At 39.8% G+C, this 26,397-nt stretch carries 31 protein-coding genes and 2 pseudogenes; 26 read left to right on the forward strand and 7 right to left on the reverse strand.

Annotation, left to right across the window (positions count from 1 at the left end):
- Positions 1-307: 307 nt before the first annotated feature.
- Complete coding sequence (locus tag AC1D69_RS04215) at positions 308-1,252, reverse strand: sugar kinase (protein WP_495454908.1); 945 nt, start codon at positions 1,250-1,252, stop codon at positions 308-310.
- A gap of 366 nt (positions 1,253-1,618) precedes the next feature.
- Between AC1D69_RS04215 and kduI the strand changes: the two genes are divergently transcribed.
- The 9 genes from kduI (at position 1,619) to AC1D69_RS04260 (ending at position 7,964) form a co-directional block, all read left to right on the forward strand.
- Positions 1,619-2,449, forward strand: coding sequence for a 5-dehydro-4-deoxy-D-glucuronate isomerase (gene kduI, locus AC1D69_RS04220; protein WP_495454909.1), 831 nt, complete (start codon positions 1,619-1,621; stop codon positions 2,447-2,449).
- A 31-nt stretch (positions 2,450-2,480) separates the two neighbouring features.
- On the forward strand, positions 2,481-3,128 hold the full coding sequence (locus AC1D69_RS04225) for a bifunctional 2-keto-4-hydroxyglutarate aldolase/2-keto-3-deoxy-6-phosphogluconate aldolase (RefSeq protein WP_495454910.1): 648 nt from the start codon (positions 2,481-2,483) through the stop codon (positions 3,126-3,128).
- 33 nt (positions 3,129-3,161) lie between these two features.
- On the forward strand, positions 3,162-3,938 hold the full coding sequence (kduD, locus tag AC1D69_RS04230) for a 2-dehydro-3-deoxy-D-gluconate 5-dehydrogenase KduD (protein ID WP_495454911.1): 777 nt from the start codon (positions 3,162-3,164) through the stop codon (positions 3,936-3,938).
- A gap of 12 nt (positions 3,939-3,950) precedes the next feature.
- Positions 3,951-4,400: a NanQ anomerase/TabA/YiaL family protein gene (locus AC1D69_RS04235; RefSeq protein WP_495454912.1), complete on the forward strand. Its 450-nt coding sequence runs from the start codon at positions 3,951-3,953 to the stop codon at positions 4,398-4,400.
- A gap of 118 nt (positions 4,401-4,518) precedes the next feature.
- A complete protein-coding gene (locus tag AC1D69_RS04240; RefSeq protein ID WP_495454913.1) occupies positions 4,519-5,193 on the forward strand; it encodes a hypothetical protein in 675 nt (224 codons plus the stop codon).
- A gap of 99 nt (positions 5,194-5,292) precedes the next feature.
- Positions 5,293-5,400, forward strand: coding sequence for a YjcZ family sporulation protein (locus tag AC1D69_RS04245; protein WP_495454914.1), 108 nt, complete (start codon positions 5,293-5,295; stop codon positions 5,398-5,400).
- A gap of 98 nt (positions 5,401-5,498) precedes the next feature.
- Positions 5,499-6,032: a GNAT family N-acetyltransferase gene (locus AC1D69_RS04250; RefSeq protein ID WP_495454915.1), complete on the forward strand. Its 534-nt coding sequence runs from the start codon at positions 5,499-5,501 to the stop codon at positions 6,030-6,032.
- A gap of 207 nt (positions 6,033-6,239) precedes the next feature.
- On the forward strand, positions 6,240-7,166 hold the full coding sequence (locus AC1D69_RS04255) for a prenyltransferase (protein WP_495454916.1): 927 nt from the start codon (positions 6,240-6,242) through the stop codon (positions 7,164-7,166).
- A gap of 33 nt (positions 7,167-7,199) precedes the next feature.
- Positions 7,200-7,964: a DUF6081 family protein gene (locus AC1D69_RS04260; RefSeq protein ID WP_495454917.1), complete on the forward strand. Its 765-nt coding sequence runs from the start codon at positions 7,200-7,202 to the stop codon at positions 7,962-7,964.
- Positions 7,965-8,091: 127 nt separating this feature from the next.
- On the opposite strand, the gene AC1D69_RS04265 is transcribed toward AC1D69_RS04260, so the two are convergent.
- The 3 genes and pseudogenes from AC1D69_RS04265 to AC1D69_RS04275 all read right to left on the reverse strand — a co-directional run bounded on the left by AC1D69_RS04265 (position 8,092) and on the right by AC1D69_RS04275 (position 10,857).
- The gene (locus AC1D69_RS04265) at positions 8,092-9,507 is read right to left on the reverse strand and encodes a helix-turn-helix domain-containing protein (RefSeq protein ID WP_495454918.1); all 1,416 of its coding nucleotides are present in this window, start codon (positions 9,505-9,507) and stop codon (positions 8,092-8,094) included.
- Positions 9,508-9,774: 267 nt separating this feature from the next.
- A pseudogene (locus AC1D69_RS04270) lies at positions 9,775-10,587 on the reverse strand (glycosyl hydrolase).
- Positions 10,588-10,638: 51 nt separating this feature from the next.
- On the reverse strand, positions 10,639-10,857 hold the full coding sequence (locus AC1D69_RS04275) for a hypothetical protein (protein WP_495454919.1): 219 nt from the start codon (positions 10,855-10,857) through the stop codon (positions 10,639-10,641).
- 174 nt (positions 10,858-11,031) lie between these two features.
- Between AC1D69_RS04275 and AC1D69_RS04280 the strand changes: the two genes are divergently transcribed.
- The 9 genes from AC1D69_RS04280 (at position 11,032) to AC1D69_RS04320 (ending at position 18,422) form a co-directional block, all read left to right on the forward strand.
- Positions 11,032-11,313 (forward strand): YesK family protein, encoded by a 282-nt coding sequence (locus AC1D69_RS04280; RefSeq protein WP_495454920.1) that lies wholly within the window; start codon positions 11,032-11,034, stop codon positions 11,311-11,313.
- Between the two features lie 214 nt (positions 11,314-11,527).
- Positions 11,528-12,178, forward strand: a complete 651-nt coding sequence (locus AC1D69_RS04285; RefSeq protein WP_495455289.1) for a response regulator transcription factor — start codon at positions 11,528-11,530, stop codon at positions 12,176-12,178.
- 1 nt (position 12,179) lies between these two features.
- Positions 12,180-13,115, forward strand: coding sequence for a sensor histidine kinase (locus AC1D69_RS04290; RefSeq protein ID WP_495454921.1), 936 nt, complete (start codon positions 12,180-12,182; stop codon positions 13,113-13,115).
- 100 nt (positions 13,116-13,215) lie between these two features.
- Positions 13,216-14,139: an ABC transporter ATP-binding protein gene (locus AC1D69_RS04295; RefSeq protein WP_495454922.1), complete on the forward strand. Its 924-nt coding sequence runs from the start codon at positions 13,216-13,218 to the stop codon at positions 14,137-14,139.
- The gene (locus AC1D69_RS04300; RefSeq protein WP_495454923.1) at positions 14,132-14,824 is read left to right on the forward strand and encodes an ABC transporter permease; all 693 of its coding nucleotides are present in this window, start codon (positions 14,132-14,134) and stop codon (positions 14,822-14,824) included. The genes AC1D69_RS04295 and AC1D69_RS04300 overlap by 8 nt, the downstream gene beginning before the upstream one ends.
- 130 nt (positions 14,825-14,954) lie before the next feature.
- Positions 14,955-15,653 (forward strand): response regulator transcription factor, encoded by a 699-nt coding sequence (locus AC1D69_RS04305; protein ID WP_495454924.1) that lies wholly within the window; start codon positions 14,955-14,957, stop codon positions 15,651-15,653.
- 95 nt (positions 15,654-15,748) lie between these two features.
- Positions 15,749-16,672: an ATP-binding cassette domain-containing protein gene (locus tag AC1D69_RS04310; RefSeq protein WP_495454925.1), complete on the forward strand. Its 924-nt coding sequence runs from the start codon at positions 15,749-15,751 to the stop codon at positions 16,670-16,672.
- A gap of 4 nt (positions 16,673-16,676) precedes the next feature.
- Positions 16,677-17,486, forward strand: a complete 810-nt coding sequence (locus tag AC1D69_RS04315) for an ABC transporter permease (protein WP_495454926.1) — start codon at positions 16,677-16,679, stop codon at positions 17,484-17,486.
- Between the two features lie 21 nt (positions 17,487-17,507).
- Positions 17,508-18,422: a sensor histidine kinase gene (locus AC1D69_RS04320; protein WP_495454927.1), complete on the forward strand. Its 915-nt coding sequence runs from the start codon at positions 17,508-17,510 to the stop codon at positions 18,420-18,422.
- A gap of 54 nt (positions 18,423-18,476) precedes the next feature.
- Here the strand turns inward: AC1D69_RS04320 and AC1D69_RS04325 are convergent, their stop codons facing one another.
- Positions 18,477-18,707, reverse strand: a complete 231-nt coding sequence (locus tag AC1D69_RS04325; protein ID WP_495454928.1) for a hypothetical protein — start codon at positions 18,705-18,707, stop codon at positions 18,477-18,479.
- A 35-nt stretch (positions 18,708-18,742) separates the two neighbouring features.
- A complete protein-coding gene (locus AC1D69_RS04330; protein WP_495454929.1) occupies positions 18,743-20,638 on the reverse strand; it encodes an alpha/beta hydrolase family protein in 1,896 nt (631 codons plus the stop codon).
- Between the two features lie 121 nt (positions 20,639-20,759).
- On the opposite strand from AC1D69_RS04330, the gene AC1D69_RS04335 reads away from it, so the two are divergent.
- From AC1D69_RS04335 to AC1D69_RS04365, 7 genes and pseudogenes are all read left to right on the forward strand, one after another.
- The gene (locus AC1D69_RS04335) at positions 20,760-21,047 is read left to right on the forward strand and encodes a hypothetical protein (RefSeq protein ID WP_495454930.1); all 288 of its coding nucleotides are present in this window, start codon (positions 20,760-20,762) and stop codon (positions 21,045-21,047) included.
- 182 nt (positions 21,048-21,229) lie between these two features.
- The gene (locus AC1D69_RS04340) at positions 21,230-21,664 is read left to right on the forward strand and encodes a MarR family winged helix-turn-helix transcriptional regulator (RefSeq protein ID WP_495454931.1); all 435 of its coding nucleotides are present in this window, start codon (positions 21,230-21,232) and stop codon (positions 21,662-21,664) included.
- A gap of 34 nt (positions 21,665-21,698) precedes the next feature.
- Complete coding sequence (locus AC1D69_RS04345) at positions 21,699-22,187, forward strand: glutathione peroxidase (RefSeq protein ID WP_495454932.1); 489 nt, start codon at positions 21,699-21,701, stop codon at positions 22,185-22,187.
- Between the two features lie 15 nt (positions 22,188-22,202).
- A pseudogene (locus AC1D69_RS04350) lies at positions 22,203-22,343 on the forward strand (ABC transporter permease); the annotation flags it as partial.
- A gap of 156 nt (positions 22,344-22,499) precedes the next feature.
- Positions 22,500-22,718: a hypothetical protein gene (locus tag AC1D69_RS04355; protein WP_495454933.1), complete on the forward strand. Its 219-nt coding sequence runs from the start codon at positions 22,500-22,502 to the stop codon at positions 22,716-22,718.
- A gap of 95 nt (positions 22,719-22,813) precedes the next feature.
- Positions 22,814-22,996 (forward strand): hypothetical protein, encoded by a 183-nt coding sequence (locus AC1D69_RS04360; RefSeq protein ID WP_495454934.1) that lies wholly within the window; start codon positions 22,814-22,816, stop codon positions 22,994-22,996.
- Positions 22,997-23,312: 316 nt separating this feature from the next.
- Positions 23,313-24,716, forward strand: coding sequence for an NAD-dependent malic enzyme (locus tag AC1D69_RS04365; protein ID WP_495454935.1), 1,404 nt, complete (start codon positions 23,313-23,315; stop codon positions 24,714-24,716).
- A 48-nt stretch (positions 24,717-24,764) separates the two neighbouring features.
- On the opposite strand, the gene AC1D69_RS04370 is transcribed toward AC1D69_RS04365, so the two are convergent.
- Positions 24,765-25,019 (reverse strand): hypothetical protein, encoded by a 255-nt coding sequence (locus tag AC1D69_RS04370; protein WP_495454936.1) that lies wholly within the window; start codon positions 25,017-25,019, stop codon positions 24,765-24,767.
- A gap of 197 nt (positions 25,020-25,216) precedes the next feature.
- Here AC1D69_RS04370 and AC1D69_RS04375 point away from each other — a divergent pair, with 197 nt between their 5' ends.
- Complete coding sequence (locus AC1D69_RS04375) at positions 25,217-26,314, forward strand: LolA family protein (protein ID WP_495454937.1); 1,098 nt, start codon at positions 25,217-25,219, stop codon at positions 26,312-26,314.
- Positions 26,315-26,397: the final 83 nt, after the last annotated feature.

A 26,397-nucleotide genomic window follows, 5' to 3' on the forward strand; every position in this document is an offset into this window, starting at 1 on the left:
CCAACAAGAGTTCGCACGGTACTAGGGGATAAGTTACTGGAGGTTTCCCCGTTATAGTAGAATACGAGTCGCTGTGGTGGATACCATCCGAATTAGCAGGATAACCTCCAGCTAATGTGACTTAAATTGCACCAAGTGTGATACAAGTAATAAGTTACTGGAGGTTTCCCTGCATAGTGGCGTATACGAGTCGCTATAGCGGATACCATTCGATTTAGCAGGAGAAATTCCAGCTAACGTGACTCCCACAGCGCCAGAATCTTGATTTAGCATCCCTACCTATTATTTACTAGTCTTAATTAGTTAGTTACTTCTTCATAAATGTCTCTAAACCCTCACGAGTAGGCAATCCATCGCTATCTCCAGGTGACATGACCGCAAGTGCACCGATTGCATTTCCACGTTGTGTTGCTTCCTCAAACGAAAGTCCATCAAGCATCGCACTGACAACACCTACAGCAAATCCATCACCAGCACCAACGGTATCAACGACTTCTGCAACAGGGAATCCTTGTACATATCCTTCTTGATCGGCTGTTTTATAGTAAGCTCCTTCAGCACCTAATTTAACGATGACGAGCGAAACGCCACGGTCTAGATAATAGGAAGCAATATCTTCTGGTTTCTCCAATCCAGTTAATGTTCTACCCTCACTAATTCCTGGAAGGAACCAATCGCATTGGGTAGCTAGCTCGTTAATGGTACTCACCATCGTTTCCGTATCAGCCCATAATTTAGGACGAAGATTAGGATCGAAGGAGATCGTCTTTCCTGACTTCTTCATGAACTTCATAGCATGGATAGAGAATTCGCGACATTCTGGAGATAAGGCTGCGGGTATGCTCGTCATATGCATATGTCTGGCTGAAGAGAAATAATTCTCATTGAAATCAGAAACATCTAATTTAGATGCAGCCGAATTCTTACGGAAATATTCTACAACAGGATCGCCTGTAAGAACTTTAGATTTCACTAACATCCCCGTCGGATAGTCTTCTGTAAATGCTACACTTTGGGTATCAATCTTCTCTTTGTTTAGAGCGTCTATGATGAATCTACCGAAGTTATCTTCACCTAGTTTGGTTACTAGACCCACATGCAATCCTAAACGGGACAATCCTGTCGCTACGTTCGTTTCTGCACCTGCAAGTGCTTTGGAAAAAGAGTTGCTCTCATGCAGTGGTCCGGGTTCATTGGCATAAAACATCGCCATAGGTTCTCCAAAAGTAACTACATCCAAATGAGTATTCATTATAAATGCCTCCTTATCGTATTAGATCAACAAAGTACTTCCTGTTTATCCATCGCAAAAAAAATTTAGTAATTCGATTTATGAAATCGCATTCAAAAATGCTCATTTAGAAATTATCACATAAATCGGTTTTTAACAATTACATTTCCTGCTGTTGACGACTTTAAATAAATAAATCAATTCTTATTTCATGAAAATATCCTTGATATATAAGGGGTTTATCATATATGCATAAATAAATAAAAATAATATAGTGAAAAATGATATTGACTAATATGACTCTTATAATTAGTATTTCAAGTGTAATCACAAAACATATTTATAAAGTTTACTAAACTTTTAATTAAACAGGAGGAATTTGTTGCTATGGAAAAACGATATGCTACTCATCCTGAACAAGCGAAGTCTTTTACTACGGAAGAATTACGCAGTCATTATCTGGTTCAGGATTTATTCGTTCCAGATGAAGTGAAATTGTGTTATACGCTTGAAGATCGAATGATTACTGGGGGGATTCTACCCGTAAATGGACCTGTCCGTTTAGAAGGATATGATGAGATTAAAGCTGACTATTTCTTACAACGCCGTGAATTGGGTGTTTTTAATGTTGGCGGCAGTGGTAAGGTGACGGTGGATGGCGAGTCGTATTCATTAGAACTGAAAGACTGTTTATACATCGGATTAGGGAATAAAGAGGTTATGTTTGAAAGCGATTCAAGTGAAAACCCAGCTAAGTTTTATGTGGTTTCCGCTACAGCACATAAGACATATCCAACTCAAAAACAATCGTTCAAGGATGTACCAGCAGAAACCTTAGGTACACCAGAGACCGCAAATAGTCGTGTTCTTCGCAGATATATCCATGAAGACGGTATTCAGAGTTGTCAATTGTGTATGGGTATGACAGCACTTCAAACAGGTAGTGTATGGAACTCCATGCCGACACATGTTCATGATCGCCGTAGTGAAATATATTTCTACTTCGAATTGGACGAACAAGCGAGAATGTTCCATATGATGGGCGAGCCGACGCAGACAAGACATATCGTTATGAAGAATGAGGAAGCTGTTATTTCTCCTCCATGGTCTATTCATTGTGGAACAGCGACGAACAATTATACATTTATTTGGGCAATGGCAGGAGAGAACTACACGTACAAAGATATGGATGCCGTAGCGATGGACGAGATTCGCTAATCTTTTTGAATAGGGGAGGGACGTACACGAAATGAAGAAAATCAGAGTTTTACAAAATATTTCATCGGTTGGAGTTGTTGCTGTTATTCGAGCAGATACGGCCGAAGCAGCGGTGCAAATGTCTGAGGCTTGTATTGCGGGAGGCCTTAATAACATCGAGGTAACCTTCACAACACCTGATGCAGATCAGGCTATCAAGATTCTTGCTAAAAAATATGGAGATAAGGCGGTAATTGGAGCGGGTACGGTACTTGATCCATTAACAGCTAGAATTGCTATATTGGCTGGTGCTGAATTTGTGGTGAGTCCCTCTTTTGAAGAAGAGACAGCTATGATGTGTAATCTGTATGGTATTCCTTATATGCCAGGTTGCTTGACTCTAAATGAAATGAAAGAAGCGTTGAAGCTGGGAGTTGATGTTCTTAAATTATTCCCAGGTAGCGCCTTCGGACCTGATTATATCAAAGCTATTAAAGGACCTATGCCTCATGTCCAGATCATGCCAACAGGGGGCGTAGATCTGAACAACATGGAACAGTGGATTCGTAATGGTTGTATCGCAGTGGGTATTGGTGGGAACTTAACAGCACCTGCCAAAGATGATCGTTATGACCTTATAACTGAACTAGCTGCACAGTATGTAGCCAAATTTCAAGAGATCACAACTTCAAATAAATGAAATATCACCATTAGCCATTAGGAGGAACATAGTATGAATTTAAATGAATTTTCACTGGATTTTTTCAATTTAAAAGGTAAGATAGCGATTGTTACAGGAGGAAATACAGGTCTAGGTCAAGGTTATGCAGTGGCATTAGCGAAAGCGGGGGCAGATCTATTCGTAGTTACTTATGATACGAACTGGGATGAGACGAGAGAAATGATCGAGAAGGAAGGTCGTAAAGTTGTTTTTCACCAAGCAGACCTTACGCAGAAAGAAGCCATTACTTCTGTTGTTAGTGAATGTGTAAAGGCCTTCGGCACGATTGATATCCTAGTAAACAATGCAGGAACGATTCGTAGAGCACCTCTACTGGAGTACAAAGAAGAAGATTGGGATGCTGTGATGGCAATTAACCTAGACTCCGTGTATTTCTTGAGTCAACAAGTAGCTAAAATCATGGTGGAGCAAAAGAGCGGTAAAATTATCAACATCGCTTCTATGTTATCTTTCCAAGGTGGCAAATTCGTTCCATCTTATACAGCAAGCAAACATGCTGTTGCAGGGATTACCAAAGCCTTCGCTAATGAACTAGCGATTCATAACGTTCAGATCAATGCGATTGCACCAGGGTACATCAAGACAGATAATACAGCACCTATTCGTAGTGATGAGGTTCGTAATCAGGAAATTCTATCTCGCATTCCTGCGGGCCGTTGGGCAGATCCATCTGACCTTATGGGCGTTGTTGTCTTCTTGTCGAGTAAAGCATCCGATTACATGAATGGACATATTCTAGCTGTGGATGGCGGATGGCTGGTACGCTAAGGGGGATATAAGATGATTGTTGATCGCTTAAGTTATCTTCTGGAACAGAATCCATTGGATTCAAAGATTCATCAAGGAGTGCAATTCCTTAAAAAAACGGATTTCTCGGAACAGTCCGTTGGTGTTCATCAAGTTAATGATGATATCTTCTATGTTGTTGCTGAATATGAGACGAAGAATGAAGAAGAGTGCTTCTGGGAAGCCCATCAGAAATATCTGGACTTTCATTATATAATTGAGGGTAGCGAGCAGATCGGCTATGAGCAGATTGATCGTCTTACGGTAAAAGAAGCCTACAATGAAGATAAAGATGCTGTATTCTTCACGGGAGAAGTCAACTCTGCTGTAGCTGTATATGCAGGAGATGTATTGGTATGTTACCCCCAAGATGGACACATGACTGGGATTGCTATTCAGGAGAAAGTCCTAGTTAGAAAAGTAATATTAAAGGTTAAGATATAGTTTTGATGATTGGCGGCACTTAGGTGTCGCTGTTTTTTTTGTTGCTATAAAAAGGTGATACGAGGTTGTATGATGATATAATGATCTAATCTAGATTAACAAAAGGTGGGTGATATAATTGAGGAAGAAAATCGGCTGCTTACATGCGCATTATTCCAATATTGAATATGTAGAACAAGCACTTTCGGAGTATGACGTTGAATTAGTTCATTTTGTAGATCCTGCGTTAATGTATCGTGTTACAGTTGATGAGAGTTTCCAACGTGCAGATGCCGAGGATAAGGTGAAAGAGCAACTAGAATGGATTGCACGTAGCAAAGTGGACGCTATTCTTATGACTTGTACAAATTATATTGCCATGTTGCCAGAAGACACATCGTCGATATCATTACCTATTATTAAAATTGATGAACCCTTCTTTCATCAAATTTGCGACATCGAGCAATCTCAAATGATTCTTTTTACGAATCCAGCAACAGTAGAGGGAACTATGAGACGCCTTCATGACTACGCTAACCGTGTAGGGATAACGCTGGATGTGGAAGTGATCGTCATTCAAGATGCTTTTGACTACATCATGCAAGGTAAGAATGAAGAGTATAATCTTAAAATAACGGAGTACTTACATGAGGTAATTAAGAATGAGGAGAGGGTCATCTCCGTTGCTCAATTGTCCATGGTGGAAGCCGCTGAACAAATGAAACATATGACTTCACGAACGATTCTTAATCCATTAGAACCATTAGTTTCGGCTATCGTAAATGAATTAGAACTGGACAAACATAAGCCCTAATTACGGGACATTTGCAACAATTCATTGCCGATTAGCCCTCTCCATCATGAACATTCTGAATATGCTATGATGTATTCTAATTCAGAGGAGGAATGAATCATGAGTGGAGTTGGAGGGTTCGGAGGATTAGGTTTAGGCGGATCTACAGGTGCGATTTTAGTCCTCTTTATATTATTAGTTATTATCTCAAAAGCATTTATCTTATAATAAAACCATTAGATAAACAGGCGAAAAACGGAAGTCGATATGGATATCGACCGAAGTTTTTTGCCTAGCTCTATTTTCACTAACTTTCGATGGAGGACATGAATGCAATGATAATGAATGAATCAGTAAATGAGAGGGTATTAGCCTCTCAAGCAGAATTAAAGGATACACAAGATATCATGGATATCCTCATTGGGACCGCTAAATGGTTGCAAAGTAAAGGTTCCACGCAATGGAGTGGTCTATTGCAGGGAGAAGATAGTCATGACATGGTGGGGTCGATTTCGCGTGGTGAGGTGTATGCTTTTAAAGAGAATGGGAATTGCGTCGCTACTGTCATTCTTAAGCAGGGAGTAAGCGAATGGGATCGGGGTTTGTGGGGAAAGAACGAAGCACATTCGAACACTGCTGTGTTTGTACATAGACTGGCTATTCATCGTGGTTACGCTGGAAAAGGCCTTGGCGCAGATATTATGCGTTGGATTGAAAGTGGAGTCCAATTTGCTGGTAAGGATCGAATTAGACTCGACTGTGTGAGTGATAATGCAATTCTAAATTCCTTTTATAGCCAATGTGGGTACGAATATAAGGGTGAAGTCAACGGATTTAGTAAATATGAGAGACTTCTGTAGTCATAATAATAACCATCATGTTGATGTGGAAAAATATCGCAACAAGACAAAATTCAACAATATATGATATTCTTTAATTGAAGATAATAATTCAAAGATCCGTCTACGATATGTTGTGTAGGCGGTATTTTCAAGTTGATTGTAAAGAAGATAAATGGACAAGCTGACCTAGTTTGGACAGTATCTTAAACAGAAGGAGGCTATGGTTTGAACAAGTTCAGACAGTTCTTGAAAGCATCACGTGCTTCGATTGTTATGGTTATGCTGGTTCCAGTTGCATTAGGGGCGATTGGAGGCTGGGTATGGGATGGCATGTTTAATGGTTGGTTGTTCCTCTTAACACTCTTAGGATCAGGTCTTGCACACCTATTTTCCAATATGATTAATGATTTGTGGGATTATAAGAATGGTGCAGATACCGTTGCGAAGGAAGAGGTAGATGCGATAACTAGTCACTCTGGCTACCTGACAAATGGCATGTGGAGTGTTCGTGTCTATACGATCGTAACTTGGGCGTTATTCGGGCTAGCGATATTATCTGGCGTTATTCTAAGCCTCTTTAGTGGTTGGTGGGCATTAGTTCTCGGTCTTCTCGGCGGGTTGATCGCTTATTTCTATGTTGCACCGCCACTTCGATTAGGATATAGAGGAAAGGGTTATAGTGAAATTGCCATTTTGATTTCCTTTGGTGTCTTACCCGTGATGGGAGCTTACTATGTACAGACGTCACATATGGATGTCCGTGCCTTTGTTCTATCATTGCCGATAGGACTCCTTACCACGTTAGTATTATTTAATCATCATTTCTTACATTGGAAGCTAGATCTCCAAGCCGGTAAAAAGACATTAATCGTTGTATGGGGGGAAGCCAAAGCGCTTCGATTCTCCAAGATACTCCTACTCATCGCTGCTGTTTCTCTAATATTAGCTATTCTAGTGGGAGCATTACCCTATTATGCGTTAATCGCTTGGTTGGCTCTGATACCGATATACGGTGTTTATGGTAAGTTGAAGGATCACAATCCATCAAGAGCTTATCTGCCATTAATGGGGGGCTCCGTACAAGCAACTACTCGATTCGGTTTCATCCTTATTGTGGTCATGATTATTCAAGGGATTATTGTTCAATATTAGAAATATCAAATCATATGAGATGAGGGACTTAAGATGGAACAACAACGTGTCATTGGTGACTTTCATACGATTCTGGATGAAGGCCAAGTATGGAAAATGGGTGGATTCCCACTTCCAGACGGAACATTCTGGGAGTATCGTGAGCCAGATGCTGTCGTAATTGTACGTAATGGGATTCTGTATGCAAGAGCTACATTAAGTCGACAAAACGATCACATTCAGATTCTGGATAACGCCAAACATATGTATTACTCCGTGGATCCAGTAGAAGTACCTGAGACGGGTGAAGTGAGCTTCGAACTGGATATCCGTGCTCGTACACAGGATACAGCTCCGAATGACCTATACGATGGGTATGTCTCTCTGAATTTGTTGGACTTCACAACCGGTGCAGCGCTTGACTTCTTTGCTGGAAATGATAAGTATGCTAGTGTGTTTGGTATTCTTCCTTTTCCAGGTGTTGAAGTGCCTCCGTCTGACAAGACACGATACTTCTGCATTTTTAAAGAAGATACTAACTTTAAACCAAGAGAATTTAATACCTATAAAATCACTTACAATCGTGCTAAGGATGAAGCGGTATTCTATCTAAATGGCGTAGAGATCAGACGCGAAAAGAACATTCCAATCAAGTTAAATCAGTTCACGATTGCGCTTGGGATAATGACAGAGAAGGATTTATCGCCTGAGGGAAGTGTATCTGTCCATGGACAGACCGTTATTGCAGAATGGTCGCCTATAACCGTTACTACTTCGGTAGAATCAAAGGCGTCCAAAAAAGCGGAGTTAAATGAATAAGTAGAAAAGAATAGTATATATAAAAGAAGCTGTCCACGAAGTCTTTAAAGACTTCGTGGACAGCTTTTAGTTTGTTTAAACTCCCATTCCGTGAGAGAATAATGTTATTAGACCAGCTCCTAGAAAGCTAAACATCATTACTTGCGTCGCCATACGGACGTAAATTTTCTTCATGTTCCCACACCTCCTTACATATTCCACTATAGATTAATTTTTGTTCTTCGGTTGCATGTTGACGATTCATTTCGAATAACGACATGCTGTTCACCATACCATCTTTGTTATTTATAGTGAATGAAAGTCTAAAACTCTGCAGGATATTTTCTAGACCTTCTCTAGGAAGCCCTTTTTTAAAACAGTATAAAGCATATGTTTGGAAAAATACATGATAACGATAAGTGTAAAAAGGCTCCATATAGAAATATGAAGTGGATTCATGGCACATACCCTTTTTATGATCAATTCGATATTGTGCAATTTGATCTGTAAATATATCGAGATATTCGTCAACTGAAAGATTAACTCGATTAGCGGATTCAAGTAAAGTGGTCAAACCATATACAATTTCATTAGGTTGTTGTTGGAGGAAATTTAAGTATTCTACAATTCTTGTTAGATTTCCTTCTTTAATTTCAATGGATAATAAGTTAGCTTTAGCAAACATACTAAATTGTTCTATTTCCAGGGCATCCTTTTCATCTAATCCTTGAGACCATTGGATATTTCCATACTTCGGAATCCAATTCTTTGATTCTTCGAACATTCCACGATGCTCATAAGAACCCGCCTTAAACAAATGAGCCTGTCCATAGTAATATATTAGAGGACGAGCAGGTTTGAATTCAGGATCTTTCCACTGCAGCTGCTTTTGGTATACCGTATCAGCCAATTGACTCAGTTCATCAGAATAATTCTCGACATCATCCCATTTTTCTTTAACTGCAAACAGTTGAGTGAGCAATAATAGTCCGTCTAGAGCATAGTCATCGGGCAATCGATGACGATACGGAATGAACTGCATTGCAATCATGAAGCTCTTATGTCCATCTTTTCTATAAATCTGAAAGAGTCTATAATAACTAATTGCTAAGCGTTCCGAATGACTCAATTCTTCATGTTCAATAACGTTTTCGTACATGAGAGCAGCAGCATCGTGCTGACCGTGCTCAAACAAGAATTCGGCTATATCAAATATAGATGACTTCAAATTTATATCTACTAGATAACCTATAACTTTAGTGATACAACTATGATTCTTTAGCTCCGCACAACGTAGCATAAACACACTTAGATTATCATAGTGCGGAGGAGTAGTTACAAAAGACTCAACATATAAGTCGTATAAGTCACCTTCAGTGAGTCCCATACCAGAAGTAATGAGATCTAGTTGTCCAACGGATATAGATATTGGAGAGTTATCAGTCAATAAAGCACTTAATATTCTCGGGTCCATGTTGGAGGCTTCGGAGAACATGTGTAGGTCAATTCCTGATTGTCTTATATATTCTTCTATTCTTGATCGGATCGTAGTGGTATGTTCCATCAACTTAACACTCCCATGGTAAGACCTTCTAGTAATAAACCATATTTTAGTATATATATGAATTATAAGTTTTATTAGGATACGGGTCAACCTCTTATAATTGATCATAGGTATGTTTAAGTCTACCTATACGTGTATACGTCGCGTAGCTTGTCAAGTGTAATGACATAGGGGTGATCATATACTTTCTGAAGCGGAAGGGTACGAATCAACACTGATAATATCGACAACATCGTCACCAGGATACCATTCTGGTGATTCAGAATTTCATATCCAGATGAGGTTATTGATGTGATGAACATTTGTTAATCTATCATATAGAAGTCTATATAACTTTTTGGCAGGCTCTGGACCTTGGGCACCCCACCAGAACCATCCTCCTTCGGCTTCATGTAAGGGTCTCCAGAGGATAGGAATATTAGCATCTCGAAGACGTTTTAACTGTATAGCAATAGCATCAATATCACTCAGAATAAGCTTATATTCTTCTGACTCTGGGTTAGCTAAAGCTTGTTCAATGTTAAATGTTGTCCCTTCCGTATAGAAACCCTTATACCAAGGTTGTTCTTTCGAATTGATCAAGTCTGTAGGTGCATTCCATTGCCATGCAAGCGTCGATATTCCGCCAAGTTCATCCCATTGTATGATATTCTCCACTTCTCAAGATTTAGATCCATTAGCTACTCTAGTAGGGGAGTATTCGATAAGATCGAATCCAACCATAGCTGGAAGCTTACCATATTCAGCTTTGAGTTCTAGAGCATCTATAAGGTTCTGCTGTCCCGATAATATACGCTTACCATAGTTATCTATTAAAAATTGATGTAATGTTAATGCTTCCAATGAAGCATCGGGGTTAACAAGCGTATCGATGGCTTGATGCTCTGGTTTGGAAGATGTCTTTTGAATTTTGACGTAATCAATATCGTACCAACCCCATCCAGTCGTTAATGTGAATACATTATCTCCTTCTTTTAATTTAACTCTTCCATATTTCATTCCTGTGAATCCCATCGTAGGGGGCAATCTAATATCACCAAAAGGATGATCGTTAAGATATCGTACTTTGTTTATCTTCATTAGGGCCGTTATAACCAATCCTCAACTGATACATTCCCTCCTTAGGGGCAATTACTTCATGGATAGAGCATCTTCAGGTTGATCGAAGCTAGTCACATACCCGTGACCAGAGAAGTTAGCTGTTTGTTGACTTTTCTCTACCCCATTGAGAATGCCATCTTCTGCTTCAAACTTAAAAATAGGCGCTTCTCGGTTACTTAATAAATAACTCGTGATTGCTAAGGCGATAACGACAAGAGTTGTCGCTGTAATGATGGTCCACTTCTTCATAAATTGACCTCCATAATAAATATGCAATGGTTTAATCGTATCCTTACGAACCTAACCAGTATATGGAGGGATTATTCTTTAGATGGCATAATACTTGGGTAATGAACTTTAAATTATCTAATTACCATAAAATACAATATAATGTTAATAATTCAAAGTGAGGAGTGTGATGGGTTGGAATTTGGGTTCATATATACAGTGACAGTTGTAGTCGCAATCTTAATTGTCTTTATGTTTGAGTACCTAGAAGTGAAGGGAATAGTTAAAAAGAATCCAAGTAAGTACATCTTCGTAGTAATTTTGATTGTATCCATATTCTTAGTCCCGATAGGTATATTAGTAGGACAATATGAAGGTCTTGGAATAAGTATGATAGGGATTTACTTATTTGTTACTTCGTTGTGTGCATTACTTGCTGATGTATTAATAAAGAAATTTCGTCGGAAAAATATATAGCTTCCGTGATTGTCTAAAAGCCTTCGATTAGGAAGGCTTTTGTTTGATTTTCACAAGTTAGGGTATTGATACGATCATCACACAACATTCCATATCATGGGGTGCTAATGTGTTAGAAGTGAGATACAATCTTGAATATAACAAGTCATAGAGAGGTGGGGATGAAGTGACTGAATCAATATTACTTGTAGAAGATGAGCCTTCAATAGCTGAAATGGTAGTGAGTTACTTGGAGAAGGAAGGGTTCTCCGTTGTTCATGCACAGGATGGGGAAGAGGCAGTACAGATTTTTGCCCAACAACCTTTCGATTTGATTCTTCTTGATCTGATGATTCCGAAATTAAGTGGGATGGACTTCTTAAGAATCATTAGAGATAAGAGTCTAATTCCGATTCTGATTGTATCTGCTAAAGATGGTGAAGTAGACAAAGCATTAGGACTTGGTTTTGGAGCGGATGACTATATTGCTAAACCTTTTTCGATGATAGAACTTTCTGCTAGAGTCAAGGCTGCGCTTAGAAGGGCGAGTTATCATAAGAATACTCCTGTTGATCAAAGAGTAAATATTGTTGAGATTCATGAGTTGACCATGGATATGGATAATCTAACGCTTAGCAAGAATGGACAAGAAATAAAGTTAACTTCTAAGGAGTTACACATACTCAAGCTTCTTATGGCGAATCCCAAAAAGGTATTTACCAAAGAACACATTTATCAATCGGTGTGGGATGAGCCCTATTATGGGGATGAGAATATCATTAACGTACATATGAGAAGATTACGAGAGAAGATTGAAGACCTCCCTTCAGAGCCAAAATATATTAAGACATTGTGGGGAATTGGCTATAGATTAGGAGATTTCTAGTATGATAATTCTACTTGTTAGTATTATTTTTATATTAGTGATAATCATTACATTTCAATATATAACTGCGAAGAGAAGAACAGATGACTTGAAATACTGTTACAGTAAACTAACGTCTATAGTGGAGAATGCCTCATCAGAGAAGCTCATGCGAGTGACGGACGATGTAACTATCCAATCGCTATTAACGGCGATGAACTTGTTGCTGGATGCTAACCAAGAGTTAACGGCAAATTATAAGCGAACAGAACTGGTAATGAGACGAATGCTTGCTAATGTCTCCCACGATCTTAAGACCCCATTAACCGTCGTTCTCGGGACGATCGAAGTGATTCTACATGACCCTAACTTAGATAAGGAAGAGCAAGAACGCCTATTAAAAATGCTTCATCAAAAGGCGCAAGAAATCGTTAAATTGGTTCATGATTTTTTTGACTTGGCTAAACTAGAGTCAGACGACCAAGATTGGGTAGTCACGCGTGTGAACATGAATGGGGTGTGCAAGAATAGTATTCTGTCATTCTATGACGTGATTCAATCCAATCATCTTCAACCTGTTATTGAAATACCAGAAGCACCGATATATGCCTACGCGAATGAAGAGGCTTTGGAACGAATATTGAATAATTTAATGGAGAATGCCATTCGATATGGATCCGATGGGAAAGTGATAGGTATTAATTTAAGAAGTGATGAAGCATACGTATATATCGATGTGTGGGATCAAGGGAAGGGGATTCACGAGCAACACCATGATCTTGTTTTTGAAAGAATGTACACGCTCGAAGACTCTAGGAATAAATCATTTCAGGGTAGCGGACTAGGTCTAACCATAACGAAAAGATTGGTTGAGCAGTTGGGCGGGCAAATACACCTTCATAGTAGTCCTTTTAAGAAAACAACATTTACCGTGCAACTTCGACGAGCTACATATTAGTATGCTGTTCATTCGTAAGGATTTCTTAAGATTTATGAAATAAAAAAGAAAAGGTTATGCTCTATTCTTTAGATAAGAACATTTGAAGGAGCCAAAAAAAATGAGTGTTATCCTAAGTACGAGTCACTTAACCAAATCATTTCAAGGGAAAGATGTTGTAACGGATGTGAGTATGAGAGTCAATCAAGGACAGATTTACGGATTTCTAGGTCCCAATGGAGCGGGTAAAACGACCGTGATGAAGATGTTACTGAACCTGGTCAAACCAACCAGTGGGGATATTGAAATGTTCGGAGAGCCTTTAACCCCATCGTCTATAGACTACTTGAAGCGGATCGGTAGCATCATTGAGTACCCAGTGTTTTATGACAAATTGACAGCACTCGAGAATCTTGAATTACACTGTGCTTATATGGGATTTTATAATAAAAAGGCGATTAAAGAAGCGTTAGAATTAGTACATTTAACGAATGTCGATCACAAATCTGTTCGAGATTTCTCTCTAGGTATGAAGCAACGGTTGGGTATTGCTAGATCCATTATCACGAAGCCGGAGCTATTAATTCTAGATGAACCCATTAATGGGCTGGATCCTGTGGGTATGAAAGACATGAGAAATGTATTCAGTATGTTGAGTAAAGAATATGGCATGACATTGTTAATCTCAAGTCATCTATTGGGAGAGATTGAACTGGTAGCGGATACGGTAGGCATTATTAAGAACGGAAGGCTGATTCAAGAGATTCCGATGGACACCATAAGAGGTCAGAATACGGACTATGTAGAACTCAAGACGCCTGATTATAAGAAGGCTACTTTCGTTCTGGAGAATAAGCTTCATATCACAAAGTTTAAGGTGATGGATAATTCAGTTATTCGTATTTACGAGACGGGTATCGCGCAATCAGATATTTCCAAAACATTGATCCTTAATGATGTTGCCATCGAATCGATTAACAAAAAAACGGCGTCGCTAGAGGAATACTTTTTAACACAAATAGAGGAGGTTGAGAAGTATGCTTAACTTGATGAAGCTTGAGTTGAAGAAGAATAAAATGGGATGGTATTTTAGAGGGGTAGTGATTGCGAACCTAAGTATCATTATATTGTTGTGCTTACTACCTTATATGGATGGGACAGAGGTAGACCCCGCCTTTACAGGTGTAACTGAAGCACTCTCAATCATTGGAACTTTCGTAAGAGTGACGTTTGTTATTTTTGCTGCTGTACTCTTTTCTAAATTAATCATTGATGAATATAAGAAGAATACCATTTCAGTACTATTCACTTACCCGATCCCACGCAAAAAAATCATTCTTGCTAAGATCCTACTCATTACGGGGATAACATTCGTCGTGATCATCGTTTCAAATGTAATTGTATCGGGGATTTTCATTGTGGTTAATAACTACGCTAACTTAGTTCCAAATGATCTATCAAATGATTGGCTAACTACAGCCTTAATCAATAATGTGGTTCAGTCGTTAGCAGCAACAGGAATGAGTTTGATCTGCTTATATTTTGGAATGAGGAAGAAATCAGTTCCAACAACGATAGTGTCATCCCTTATCATTGTTTCATTGGTTAACTCTAATAATAATGATTTCTCACTTAGTTCTATTATCGCGATTCCCCTTACGCTAGCTGTGATAGGTGTGTGCGTCGCCTACTTCACTTTCAGAAATATTGATAGAGTGGATATTGTATAAGTAGGAATCAAAAGGACCGAACTTTAGAATTAAAGTTCGGTCCTTGCTAATGAAATCATCTTAATTATTATCGACATATTATATTCTAACGGTGTAACTATAGTAGATCTATTTAAGGAGATTGAAACGTGTGCAGAAACCACTTATACATATTCTTGTAGCAGAAGATGATAATGATATAAATCTATTATTATGTAGGATGATGAGGAATAGCGGGTATCAGGTACAGCCTGTTTACTCTGGGACAGAGGCACTGTTATACCTTAATTCTCAAGAGTGGCAATTAATTTTACTTGATCTGATGCTTCCTGGATTGAATGGGGAACAGGTCATAGAACAAATCAGTGAATTGAAAGTGTCTGTGCCTATTATCGTAATCTCAGCGAAGGGCGAACAATCAACCAAAGTAGCCACTCTTCGGGCAGGTGCGGATGATTATATTACGAAGCCATTCGATGTTGAGGAAGTATCGGCAAGAGTGGACTCTCTTTTAAGAAGATATCAACGATTAGCAGAACCTTCGGAGAACCAACAGCTTACATACCACTCTATATCATTGGACAGGGAATCGAAGCGGGTGTTCTTTAAGGACTGTGAGTTGATTCTGACGGCTAGAGAATTTGCCATTCTAGAGCTTCTAATGATGAATCCCCGTAAAGTGTTCTCAAAGGTAAATTTGTTCGAAAGTGTCTGGGGTGAAGAATATATGAATGAGGATATGAACACAGTTAATGTACATGTAAGTCATTTACGTAGCAAGCTTGCCAAGTTAGATTCGGAACGTGACTATATTGAGACGATCTGGGGCATGGGTTATCGGTTATATTAGGAATTAAACTTAAGGTTTTCTTAATAGTTTTCTTAAACGTTTCTTATGCTTTAGTTAATAGAATAAGGTTATCACATGAGAAGGGTGCTGTAGCCATGAGTGAATATGTATTGAGAACCAAACAAATCAGCAAAAGATATAAGTCAGATTATGCGCTTACCCAAGTTGATTTGACGATAAAAAAAGGCGATATTTATGGATTCATCGGACAAAACGGGGCAGGAAAGTCCACGTTACTTCGGATCGTGACTGGGCTTGCAAAGCCGAGTGACGGAGAATTAGAATTGTTCGGAACCAGTGATGATCAGGGATTGGTTGAAGCAAGGAAACGTATTGGAGCTATTGTCGAGACGCCAGCATTGTTCTTACACATGACGGCTGAACAGAATCTAGAAGTCTGTCGTCTCCAGAAAGGAATTCCAGGTAAAGAATGTATCCAACGGACACTATCTCTAGTGGGACTTGATAAGACCGGTCGTAAGAAAGTAAAGAACTTCTCGTTAGGGATGAAACAAAGATTGGGGTTAGCAATTGCTCTTCTGGGTGATCCTGAGTTTCTTATTCTTGATGAACCCACGAACGGACTTGATCCAATGGGGATTGTTGAATTACGAGACCTATTAAAAAAGCTTAATCGAGAACGGGAAATGACTGTATTTATCTCAAGTCATATTCTAGAAGAGCTTCATCAATTGGCTACCACCTATGGCATCATTCACAATGGGCAACTACTAGAGCAAATAACTGCGACAGAACTAAATAATCATTTGCGTAAATTTTTGCTTATCAAGGTAAATGACGTTGAAAGAGCAGTTGCCGTGATGGAGAGGGATCTTGGGACCACGAACTTTGAGGTTATGCAAGATGGCATGATTCAGTTGTATGACTATCTTCATGAGGGTGGAAATATTTCTAAGTTACTTATAGACAATGGCATTCTCGTTGAGCAACTTACACCGATAAGCGATAACTTGGAGAGTTATTTCACGAGATTGATCGGGGGTGAACCTGTTGCGTAATTTGATGAGAGCAGAGTTTTATAAGTTGAAGCATAACAGGACATTTTGGGTCCTTTTTCTGCTTATGGCATTATGGGGGATTCTGTATGCTACATTAATTGCCTTATCTTCAAAGGGGTTGATTGCTCTTGATATTACCGGGGGATTAATGGTTGCGGGGCCTGACGAGGGACCGAAATATATTGAGACAGGTATGGCAACTTTTTTGATTACCATACGATCAGCAAGCAATCCTATATTTCTCTCCCTATTACTTGGCATATTTGCAGGGTTCTTTATATCGAATGAATATAAGACAGGTGTTATTAAGAATGTGATGAGTTGTGGTAGACGGCGTGTAGATATATTTATTTCAAAATGTGTCGTGTTTTTCTTCGGTGTCATTGTGATGTGGCTGATATTCCCCTTGATATCGGGTGGGGGAGCGATGGTAGCTAATGGGTTCAACCAAGCAAGTGATGGCATAACGTGGATGCTTATCGTTAGATTCCTTGGCTTAGCCTTAGTACAACTTGCAGCATTCTCTGCCCTTCTCGTGTTTATAGGTGTTATGGTGGAAGAGAGTGGTAAGGCGATCATTTTATCTATTGGAATCATTACAGGGGTAACTTTACTTTTCGTCATATTAGGGAATTCCTTTAACGTAATTCGTAGCATTTATGAATATACGATACTATATCAGATGTTCGGTGTTGTGTTTGACCCTACGCTCACAACATCAGAGATTGTCCGCTGTTTATGTGTAGGATTCGTTACGATGATTGTGTTTATTTTTGGAGGAATAGGGGCATTTGGTCGCAAAGAAGTGAAATAGTTAAATAGGGGGTGGGCATTCATGCTAGTCTTTAACGTGGTAACTTTACTCGTACTTGGGTGGATGTTCACTCGCTGGCTTTTTTTGAAAAAGGATATTAGAAATGTGACTGCTCAGCTTACACATTATCGAGGTTCTGACTCTTTAAAAAAAGTTGATGTATCTCTTATAGATCCAGATATGGAACAGCTCATTGTGGAAGTCAATCTGCTGATGGATACAATCAGTCAAGTGAAGGCGGATCAGAGACGTACTGAACAAGAATTGAAACAGGCGATTGCCAACATTTCGCATGATCTACGAACCCCGCTCACATCCATTCTTGGATATTTACAGTTATTGAATGGGCAGGATTTAACGATGGAAGAAAGAATGGACTATCAAGGTGTTGCCATCCGACGTGGGAACAGGTTGAGGACTCTTCTAAACGATTTCTTTGAGTTGTCTGTGATAGAGTCTGTTGATTATGAACTATCACTATCACTCGAACAAGTGAGTATGAATGATCTAGTCATAGAGACTTTACTAGGATTTTATGATTCTTTTACTGAACAGAACAGGGTGCCATTCGTCAGCTTGCCAGAGGATGCTCTCTATGTTATCGCAGATGAATCTGCTATTAAGCGAGTGATAGAGAATTTAATAAATAATGCTATATCACATAGTGAAGGTAACGTGTCTATCTTTCTTGAACGACGCGAACAACATGTTAGACTCGTTATTTCTAACGAAGTAGATATGCCAATCGACACGAGCATGATCTTCGATCGGTTCTACACGGCAGATCAGATTCGGGCAGGTCGGGGGAAGGGGCTTGGACTCTCGATCACAAAGAGTTTGATGGAGAAAATGAGAGGGTCCATTAGAGCTGAATGTGAGAATGGGGAGATTAGAATAATATGCGAATGGATGGAGTATTCACCCCCATCGTTCTAATAAAAAAGAGGCGTCCCAGTCATTTATGACTTAAGGGACAGCCTCTTTTACTGTTTATGATGCGCAGCCTGCGCATTCTACGTAATTATCACCAACGGCTTTAGATATGCTAAGGAGTTGTCCCATTTCAATATCTTCCATGGAAGTAAACTCATAATCATATGCCGTTTCCAAAGCAAGCTCAGAAGCCTTTTCTTTGCTATCGGCAAATACGCTAATTTGTTCTTCATTCCCTGTAGATATGACTTTATATGCAAAAGTATAACGTAGTATTTCGTTGTCCATGTAGTTCACCTCCTCAACTATTGTACACTTTTATGTTAATAACGGTATAGCCCCACATCATCTAAAGTGATTTTACTAGGCCCATGATTGAAATTCAGTGTGATTCTATTGATTAGAGCTGGGTTGAAGTTCGTATTGATCTCTTGAATCTCTTCGAAAGGTAATTCAACCGTCTGTAGTATAGCTTTCTCTGGAAGATCATATTTCCCATTATCAAAATACTTCTCAAGCCATTCACTTCTAGTGAATTGAGGGACAACCATCGGTTGCAAGTCCATGAATTGAGATAGGGGGAGGGTTACTGATTCACCATCACTTGTCTCTACCTCGATGTCCAAGTCTAGAGGAATATCACGCTGTTCTAGCACATCCTCTAAATTGTCTTCTCTAATCTCCTCTAGATCCGCAATTGTTCCTTGGTCTGCAATCGATAAGGCTAACCCGTCAGCTTCAGCAAATTCATCTTTGATATCCTCATCGTCCCACGTTAGTGAGTAGGATAATTCTTGATCTTTCTGATCGGTATTCTCCAAGAGAACTCTTTTATTCTGTGGAACACTAGATTCTTCCTTCCATCGTAACCCATCACTTGCGTTAGCTGTCCCATCCTGTAACACAGTGGTTCGATCATCATCTTCATCAAATTGAGCTAGGGCCGTGAATGTAGCATCCTCGAATCGGTTGTAATAGATAGAGTTAGGTAGCCAATCCAGTCCTGTACGATAATCACGAAACAACGGTTCGTAGTCATCTGAACCATGTAGGACAGTTTCGAGAAAAGAGGAAATATACACCTTAGCAATTTCCCTTTGATCTGACCCGCGCATCATTTGATTTCGGTTAAGGAATAACCCTTTCGGCAAGCTTGTGTCCAATCCACCCCATGACGTATTGAACTGGGAATGGTTTGCATTAGGGATGTGAAGATAAGTTTTAAATCCTTCGTCATGGGATGAGAAGCTAGTTCGAGCATACTGACGTTCTCCGAAATATTCATTCAGATCCCCATCTCGTGCTCCTTGAAGAACCATATAGCTAACATTGCGAAGTTTCGCTTGCATCCCATCAACTTTGGAATCTGTGGGTGCGAGAGCGACTACAGCCTTGATTGAAAAGGTCTTATTCTTAAGATCTATCTTAAGATCCGAATCGGATAGAAACCATTTGTTCGCATCTGCAGCCATCGCAGCGGCTTGTCCTCCTCGAGAATGCCCAATCAGAGCAATTTGATCTAGATTGACATTGTTGTAGAAGGGAGAATCAGATTGTTCAGAGAACGACTCAATCTGTTGTAGATGCTTGAGAAGCAGCCAAGCACGGATTTTTATATCATTATTAGGTATATTCGACCATACGGAATAGTTTAGAAAGTTCTCATCTACCGAAATAGCAATGAATCCTCTACTAGCTAGCAATTCCCCAATATAACCATATCCTGCATCGGAGTAATCTTCCATTAAGTGATTTCCATGAACCATGAGCACGAGTGGAAATGGTCCTTCACCTGTAGGCATCCAGACTCTCCCGTTTACAGGAAGTGACTTTTGGTTAAATCCCCAGAAGAGAGTGCGTAGCCGCGGCCATTTATCAATATAAGAAGAGGCATCTACGGATAACGATTGGAGTGCAACATTAGAATTATACTCATGTCTGTGTAGATCACTACCGCTCCCGTACGTGAAATATTTAGTAGCGTATACTCCTGGATCAGCTGGACTCGATAGGGAAATGGTAGAAACCTTGTCGTCCGATATAGGTTGCACTAGGGTGATATCTGATTTTCCGTGAGAGAAGATACCGATAGCGATACCTGACAAGATGCAAAGTGTCATTGTGAATACCCATTTGGTGACTTTCTTTATATGACAGCTAGTAACAAGTGCTATCCAATATCCTAGAACTACACCTAGGAAAGTGAGGGTTATGGACATGATTATCGATGGAACTATGCCAGACCCCGGAATCCAGAACATGAAATAAAAAGCGATTAAATTAAATAAAACCCCACCTGCGTATAGACGTGGAATAGGAATGCGTAGAAGCGAGAGTAGCATGGCAAGTAAGATCGCTGAGCATACGAATCCTAATGTGCCTATAGTGATACATATCAACATATTAAGTGTAGTGCTTAATCCAGTAGGTATGCTAAGCGATGTAATAGCGAACATAAAACAAGATGATGTCCAAACACCACTTTGTGCGATCCTCCAAAAGGGTGTGTCCAAAGCGGTGGGTGACTTGATTCTTAGCTTCATGCGTGAGCGAAATGAAGGTTTCAATGGTGTATATATCGTAGTTTCGAGTTCCATGGGGTCTCCCTATAAAATTCAAGTAGAATAAAGTAATTTAACCCTATCATTGTACCATGCGCATGACCAAGCTGGGTTGTTAATTATTGAAATTTAAGGGAGGAATAATAATACACACTTTACATCGTACGCGATGTAATTAATAATATATATATCGTACACGATGTAATGCGATTTGTAGTGTAATTCAAATTTAGATTTAGGTGTGATTTTGTGGACAAACCGTCAAAACTCGATCAACAAATATGCTTTGAGGTATACAAAGCAGCTGGTAATTTCTCGAAATTATATGCACGTACGTTAGAACCATTTGATTTAACATTTACGCAGTACCTCGTATTGCTAGCTCTTTGGGAAGAAGATCGTCTGCTTATAAAGGATATTGGTATTCGGTTGGAACTTGGAATAGGGACGTTAAATCCCCTTATTACTCGAATGGAGGATCGAGGTTGGATCATTAAACAACCGTCAGAGACTGACAAAAGAGCAACGATTATTTCGTTGACAGAGAAGGCAAAGGTCAATGGGAAACCGATTGAAGAAGCCATTATTGAGAAAATTACCAGCTGTAATTTTATGGATCTAAATGCTGAATTGGTTATGGAAAATCTAAAAAGTTTGAATGCTTTTTTGGGAAAATTAGTGTGATTGTCTAAATTGATCATTGAAGGAGTGATTGGAAATGGGTATATACGATATTATCGTAACGAGATCCAATGGGTCAGAATATCAGTTGAAAGAATATCAAGGGAAACCGATGTTGATTGTTAATACAGCGACTAAATGTGGGTTGAGCAACCAATTTGATGGATTAGAAAAGCTATATGATAAATATAAAGAAGAAGGATTAGTTGTACTTGGATTTCCTTCGAATCAATTCCGTCAAGAACTTAGTAATGGGGAAGAAGCTGAACAATCTTGCCGAATGAGCTATGGTGTTACTTTCCCTATGCATGACATGGTGAAGGTGAATGGCAAAGATGCGCATCCCATATTTGATTATTTGACTAGTAACAGTAAAGGATTTCTAATGAAAAGTATTAAATGGAACTTCACGAAGTTCCTGGTTGATGGAGAAGGAAATGTTGTGGGAAGATACGCTCCAACCGATAGTACAGAATCTTTGGAGAAAGATATTCAGAAAGTACTCAATGATTTCAAGACACAATAATTAGGATGTGAAGAGATGTTTTTAGCTTGGAATGAGATAAAGAAGAATAAATTACGCTTTATCATGATCATGGGTATATTGATGCTCGTGTCTTACTTAGTGTTCTTTCTATCAGGATTAGCTACGGGATTGCAAAGTCTGAATAGGGAATCTATCATTTTTCTCCGAGAGGACTCCCACTTCTATAAGTAGTGAGGTGAATCGGCGACCTCCTGAATAATTCCACAAGATGTTCTTCCCTTCTTATATCTTAAGAGGTACAATAAAGGTAGAACATACATTCGCATTACGCGACTGTAAAGGGGTGAATCTTTGTCAGATTCAAAGTCAATGTACAGAACCCATCAAGTGTGGATTAAACCAGGTCATCACTTGTTTGCGTACCTCGATCAAGCATGTCAGGATGCCAAGAATCTGTATAACACGACCAATTTTTACATCCGACAGATCGTTACCGCTTTTGGGAAGAATGAGCCTCTTCAGCCGTTGCAACAGGAAGTTCTGGACACGCTGGCGTCCTCGTTATCCTGACCGAAGAGGCGTATACCTCGAAAGCTAGCTTCCAAGATCTAGACCCATTGCCGAGTTATGGCGAAAAGGGGACATGGACCTTCTCAGGCAAACGGATGTATCGCGGTCTGTATAAGAATTGTAAGGGCTTAGTACATGCCGATGTAAACGGCGCAGCCAATATTATGCGAAAAGTATTCCCAAACGTATCCGCCATAGGAGCGAATGGGATAGAGGGGTTGGATGGTAACCAGACCATCAACGTGTCAACTCCACTGGTGTTAAGCATCCTGAATTAAGTTGGATGATACATCAGAAACCCCCACTTCAGCCAAAGCGACAGCGTTGGTAAGTGGCGGGAGTATCATTGATAAATGGAACGCGAACAGATATGTAATACTTACAATATATGAATAATTAGTAGAAACGCACCCATAGAATAGTCATTGGATAAACTTCTGGTTTGTCTGATGAAATTCGGAGGGTGCTTTTTTTATGACTCTCTCATTGAATTTAGTAATAGGATTGTTCAACTATTTTAAATATTGTATATTGTGTGTACAACGTTATTTGGAAAATGATTACACTACTGATATGGGAGAGGAGATTTAACCAATGGCACAGACGAGTATTATCGTTAGGTTAGAATTGGATCATGACCAAGTTAGCTTCGGGGATGTTGCCGCAGTTGTGAGTAAGGCAGGCGGTGATATCACGTCAATTGACGTCATAAGTTCAGGTAAAGGATCATCCATACGAGACATAACAGTAGACGCAGGGGATCATAGTGAAGCCATCATCGTCGAGTCTTTAAAAAAGCTAAGTGGTATTAAGTTAATTAACGTATCTGATCGTACTTTTCTAGTTCACCTTGGCGGCAAAATCGTCATCCAACCGACGCTCCCGATTAAGAATCGCGAGGATTTATCGCAAGTTTACACACCTGGCGTAGCCAAAGTATGTAAAGCTATTCATGAAGATCCGAAAAAAGCTTATTCGTTAACGATTAAACGGAATACGGTGGCTGTGATTACGGATGGAACAGCTGTATTAGGGCTTGGCGATATTGGTCCTTATGCAGCAGCACCTGTCATGGAAGGGAAGGCCATGTTGTTCAAACAGCTAGCGGGTGTAGATGCATTTCCTCTATGTCTGGATACGAGCGATACCGAAGAAATTATTCGAACTATCAAAGCGGTTAGTCCGATATTTGGCGGTATTAACCTTGAAGATATCAGCTCACCTCGTTGTTTTGAAATTGAGCAAAGACTAACCGAGGAATTGGGTATTCCAATCTTCCACGACGATCAACATGGAACTGCCGTGGTTGTAATCGCTGGATTGTTAAATGCGCTGAAGATCGTTAATAAACGGGTTAACCAGGTTCGCATCGTCGTTAACGGGATCGGAGCTGCGGGTGTATCCATATGTAAAATGCTATTAGATGCAGGTGTTACACGGCTTGTGCCAGTGGATAAGGAAGGCGCTATCGTCCATGGCGAGAAGTACGATCATCCCATGTGGCAGTGGTTAGCAGATCAGCCACAAGTGGAGAGTGAATCTGGTTCATTAAAAGATGTTATCCGCGGAGCAGATGTCTTTATCGGCGTGTCACGTGGCGGTGTGTTAAATGGAGAAGACGTTCAGAATATGAATGAGCGATCCATTGTATTCGCATTAGCTAACCCAGAGCCTGAGATAAATCCGGATGAAGCCCTTAAGCATGTAACGGTCTTTGCAACTGGGCGAAGCGACTATCCGAATCAAATCAATAATGTACTTGTATTTCCAGGATTATTCCGAGGCGCACTTGATTGCCGAGCCAAAAGAATCAATGAACCCATGAAATTAGCGGCTGCTCGTGCCATCGCCTCTGTTGTAACAGAAAACGAATTAAACGAACAATATATTATCCCGAGCATCTTCAACGAGCAAGTTGTTCCAGCCGTACGTAAAGCCATTATTGAAGCAGCCATCTTAACGGGTGTGGCAAGACGTATTCCGCCTGATTTTAGATAAAGTTATTGAGAGCGTTATCAATTGGAAACGGGATTCACAATAAAACATCTAGAGAATTATAACGGTCATCTGATCGTTGAAATGGTGAAGAATTAGCTGGTCATTCTCACCATCAAAGCGGTAATCAGGAAGCTCAGGGATGAGCTTCTTTTTTGTGATGAAATGACAGTGCAGTATCCGAGTGAAGACGTATAATCGATTAACGGCAGCTTTCAGACCGTTATTGACACTACTTATCATCCTCGGAACGGCTTGTTTGTTTGCGATCAGAGAGAGCCACGTAACTTCTAGAGTATTTAGCAACAAATAGATCGTATAGTCGTGCTTCCAAGCTCACGGAGGTAGCCTACACCCGCATGTAACAAGACTCCAACAGCTGTCATATCTGCAACGTCTTAGATCTAATCTCAAGCTTGTCATGCTAGTCTGCATATTGTGACCAAGTCCCTCATAGACATGTACTAATCAATTCAATACATGTGGAAAAAGGGGATGATGTCATGCGCCGGTATGTATGGGTGCTCGCTATGGTATTATGTGTGACAGTCGTGTTGGCTGGTTGTGGTGGAAAGAAGGATGCCACTTCCGTAGTCAAAGACTTGAACAACGTAATCGACAAGTTGCAAAGTAAGGACGGTTCTTATCAAGGAAAAGGTGTTATGACATTGTACACAGGTGAGAAGCCTCAGGAGTATGATGTAGAGGTATGGTATCAGAATCCTTCGTACTATCGTATTAGCTTGAAGAATGCTCAGAAGGATATCACTCAAATCGTTCTACGTAATGATGATGGCGTGTTCGTTCTTACGCCAAGCCTCAATAAGAGCTTTAGATTCCAAAGTGATTGGCCAGAGAATCAAGGGCAGGTGTATTTGTATCAGACCCTGGTCCGCGGCATCCTTACGGATAACACTCGTCAATTCGTAGATGACAAAGATAGTTATGTGTTTGATGTAGTAGCCAATTATCACAGTCAATCTCTTGTACGACAAAAGATTTGGCTGAATAAAGATAGTTATGCACCGAAACAGGTACAAGTGTCCGATTCCGAAGCGAATGTCGTTGTGGAAGTGAAATTTAATGAGTTTGCATTCAATACTAAATTCGAAAAAGATTCATTCGATATGCAGCGTAACATGACAGCAATGGATCAACCTTCTGTAGGTACATTAGCTGAAGTAGATGAATTTGGGAATGCGATTGTGACAGATCTATCCGGTGAATCGCAGGTTGAGCCTGTCATTGTTGAGAAGGAGTTAGGTAGCTTCGGTGTCATTGAGCCGGGGTATAGTCCAGAGGGCGTTTCTCTAAATTATTCGAATAATATAGCTAATAGCAAAGATCACGCGGTCGTATTACGATATGACGGTACGTATCAATATACGATTATGGAAGCCCGCCCCTTAGATCGAGCAGTCTCGCTTGCTCCAGGAGAAGTGATAGATCTAGGGTTTACTGTAGGGTTACTAACAGGGGATGAACAGCGGACATTGAAATGGATGGATAATGGAATTGAGTTCCGAATTACGAGTGCTAATCTGCCAAATAGCGAAATGATGAATATTGCAGCGTCTTTAGCTGAACAAACGGGTAAATAATAATTGTAGACGGAATCCGTTATTGATGGGGAACTCTCCCTCTACGATAACGAATTCCGTCTTTTCTTTAAAATATAAGAATT

The organism is Paenibacillus sp. Y301 (assembly GCF_059445505.1).

What these genes read in the sequence shown, in the direction of transcription:
- AC1D69_RS04215 (WP_495454908.1), bottom strand. Translation starts at nt 1,252, where the DNA reads ATGAATACTCATTTGGATGTAGTTACTTTTGGAGAACCTATGGCGATG.
- kduI (WP_495454909.1), top strand. Translation starts at nt 1,619, where the DNA reads ATGGAAAAACGATATGCTACTCATCCTGAACAAGCGAAGTCTTTTACT.
- AC1D69_RS04225 (WP_495454910.1), top strand. Translation starts at nt 2,481, where the DNA reads ATGAAGAAAATCAGAGTTTTACAAAATATTTCATCGGTTGGAGTTGTT.
- kduD (WP_495454911.1), top strand. Translation starts at nt 3,162, where the DNA reads ATGAATTTAAATGAATTTTCACTGGATTTTTTCAATTTAAAAGGTAAG.
- AC1D69_RS04235 (WP_495454912.1), top strand. Translation starts at nt 3,951, where the DNA reads ATGATTGTTGATCGCTTAAGTTATCTTCTGGAACAGAATCCATTGGAT.
- AC1D69_RS04245 (WP_495454914.1), top strand. Translation starts at nt 5,293, where the DNA reads ATGAGTGGAGTTGGAGGGTTCGGAGGATTAGGTTTAGGCGGATCTACA.
- AC1D69_RS04250 (WP_495454915.1), top strand. Translation starts at nt 5,499, where the DNA reads ATGAATGCAATGATAATGAATGAATCAGTAAATGAGAGGGTATTAGCC.
- AC1D69_RS04260 (WP_495454917.1), top strand. Translation starts at nt 7,200, where the DNA reads ATGGAACAACAACGTGTCATTGGTGACTTTCATACGATTCTGGATGAA.
- AC1D69_RS04265 (WP_495454918.1), bottom strand. Translation starts at nt 9,507, where the DNA reads ATGGAACATACCACTACGATCCGATCAAGAATAGAAGAATATATAAGA.
- AC1D69_RS04275 (WP_495454919.1), bottom strand. Translation starts at nt 10,857, where the DNA reads ATGAAGAAGTGGACCATCATTACAGCGACAACTCTTGTCGTTATCGCC.
- AC1D69_RS04285 (WP_495455289.1), top strand. Translation starts at nt 11,528, where the DNA reads ATGGTAGTGAGTTACTTGGAGAAGGAAGGGTTCTCCGTTGTTCATGCA.
- AC1D69_RS04290 (WP_495454921.1), top strand. Translation starts at nt 12,180, where the DNA reads ATGATAATTCTACTTGTTAGTATTATTTTTATATTAGTGATAATCATT.
- AC1D69_RS04295 (WP_495454922.1), top strand. Translation starts at nt 13,216, where the DNA reads ATGAGTGTTATCCTAAGTACGAGTCACTTAACCAAATCATTTCAAGGG.
- AC1D69_RS04300 (WP_495454923.1), top strand. Translation starts at nt 14,132, where the DNA reads ATGCTTAACTTGATGAAGCTTGAGTTGAAGAAGAATAAAATGGGATGG.
- AC1D69_RS04310 (WP_495454925.1), top strand. Translation starts at nt 15,749, where the DNA reads ATGAGTGAATATGTATTGAGAACCAAACAAATCAGCAAAAGATATAAG.
- AC1D69_RS04315 (WP_495454926.1), top strand. Translation starts at nt 16,677, where the DNA reads ATGAGAGCAGAGTTTTATAAGTTGAAGCATAACAGGACATTTTGGGTC.
- AC1D69_RS04320 (WP_495454927.1), top strand. Translation starts at nt 17,508, where the DNA reads ATGCTAGTCTTTAACGTGGTAACTTTACTCGTACTTGGGTGGATGTTC.
- AC1D69_RS04325 (WP_495454928.1), bottom strand. Translation starts at nt 18,707, where the DNA reads ATGGACAACGAAATACTACGTTATACTTTTGCATATAAAGTCATATCT.
- AC1D69_RS04330 (WP_495454929.1), bottom strand. Translation starts at nt 20,638, where the DNA reads ATGTCCATAACCCTCACTTTCCTAGGTGTAGTTCTAGGATATTGGATA.
- AC1D69_RS04335 (WP_495454930.1), top strand. Translation starts at nt 20,760, where the DNA reads ATGGCAAGTAAGATCGCTGAGCATACGAATCCTAATGTGCCTATAGTG.
- AC1D69_RS04345 (WP_495454932.1), top strand. Translation starts at nt 21,699, where the DNA reads ATGGGTATATACGATATTATCGTAACGAGATCCAATGGGTCAGAATAT.
- AC1D69_RS04360 (WP_495454934.1), top strand. Translation starts at nt 22,814, where the DNA reads ATGTATCGCGGTCTGTATAAGAATTGTAAGGGCTTAGTACATGCCGAT.
- AC1D69_RS04365 (WP_495454935.1), top strand. Translation starts at nt 23,313, where the DNA reads ATGGCACAGACGAGTATTATCGTTAGGTTAGAATTGGATCATGACCAA.
- AC1D69_RS04375 (WP_495454937.1), top strand. Translation starts at nt 25,217, where the DNA reads ATGCGCCGGTATGTATGGGTGCTCGCTATGGTATTATGTGTGACAGTC.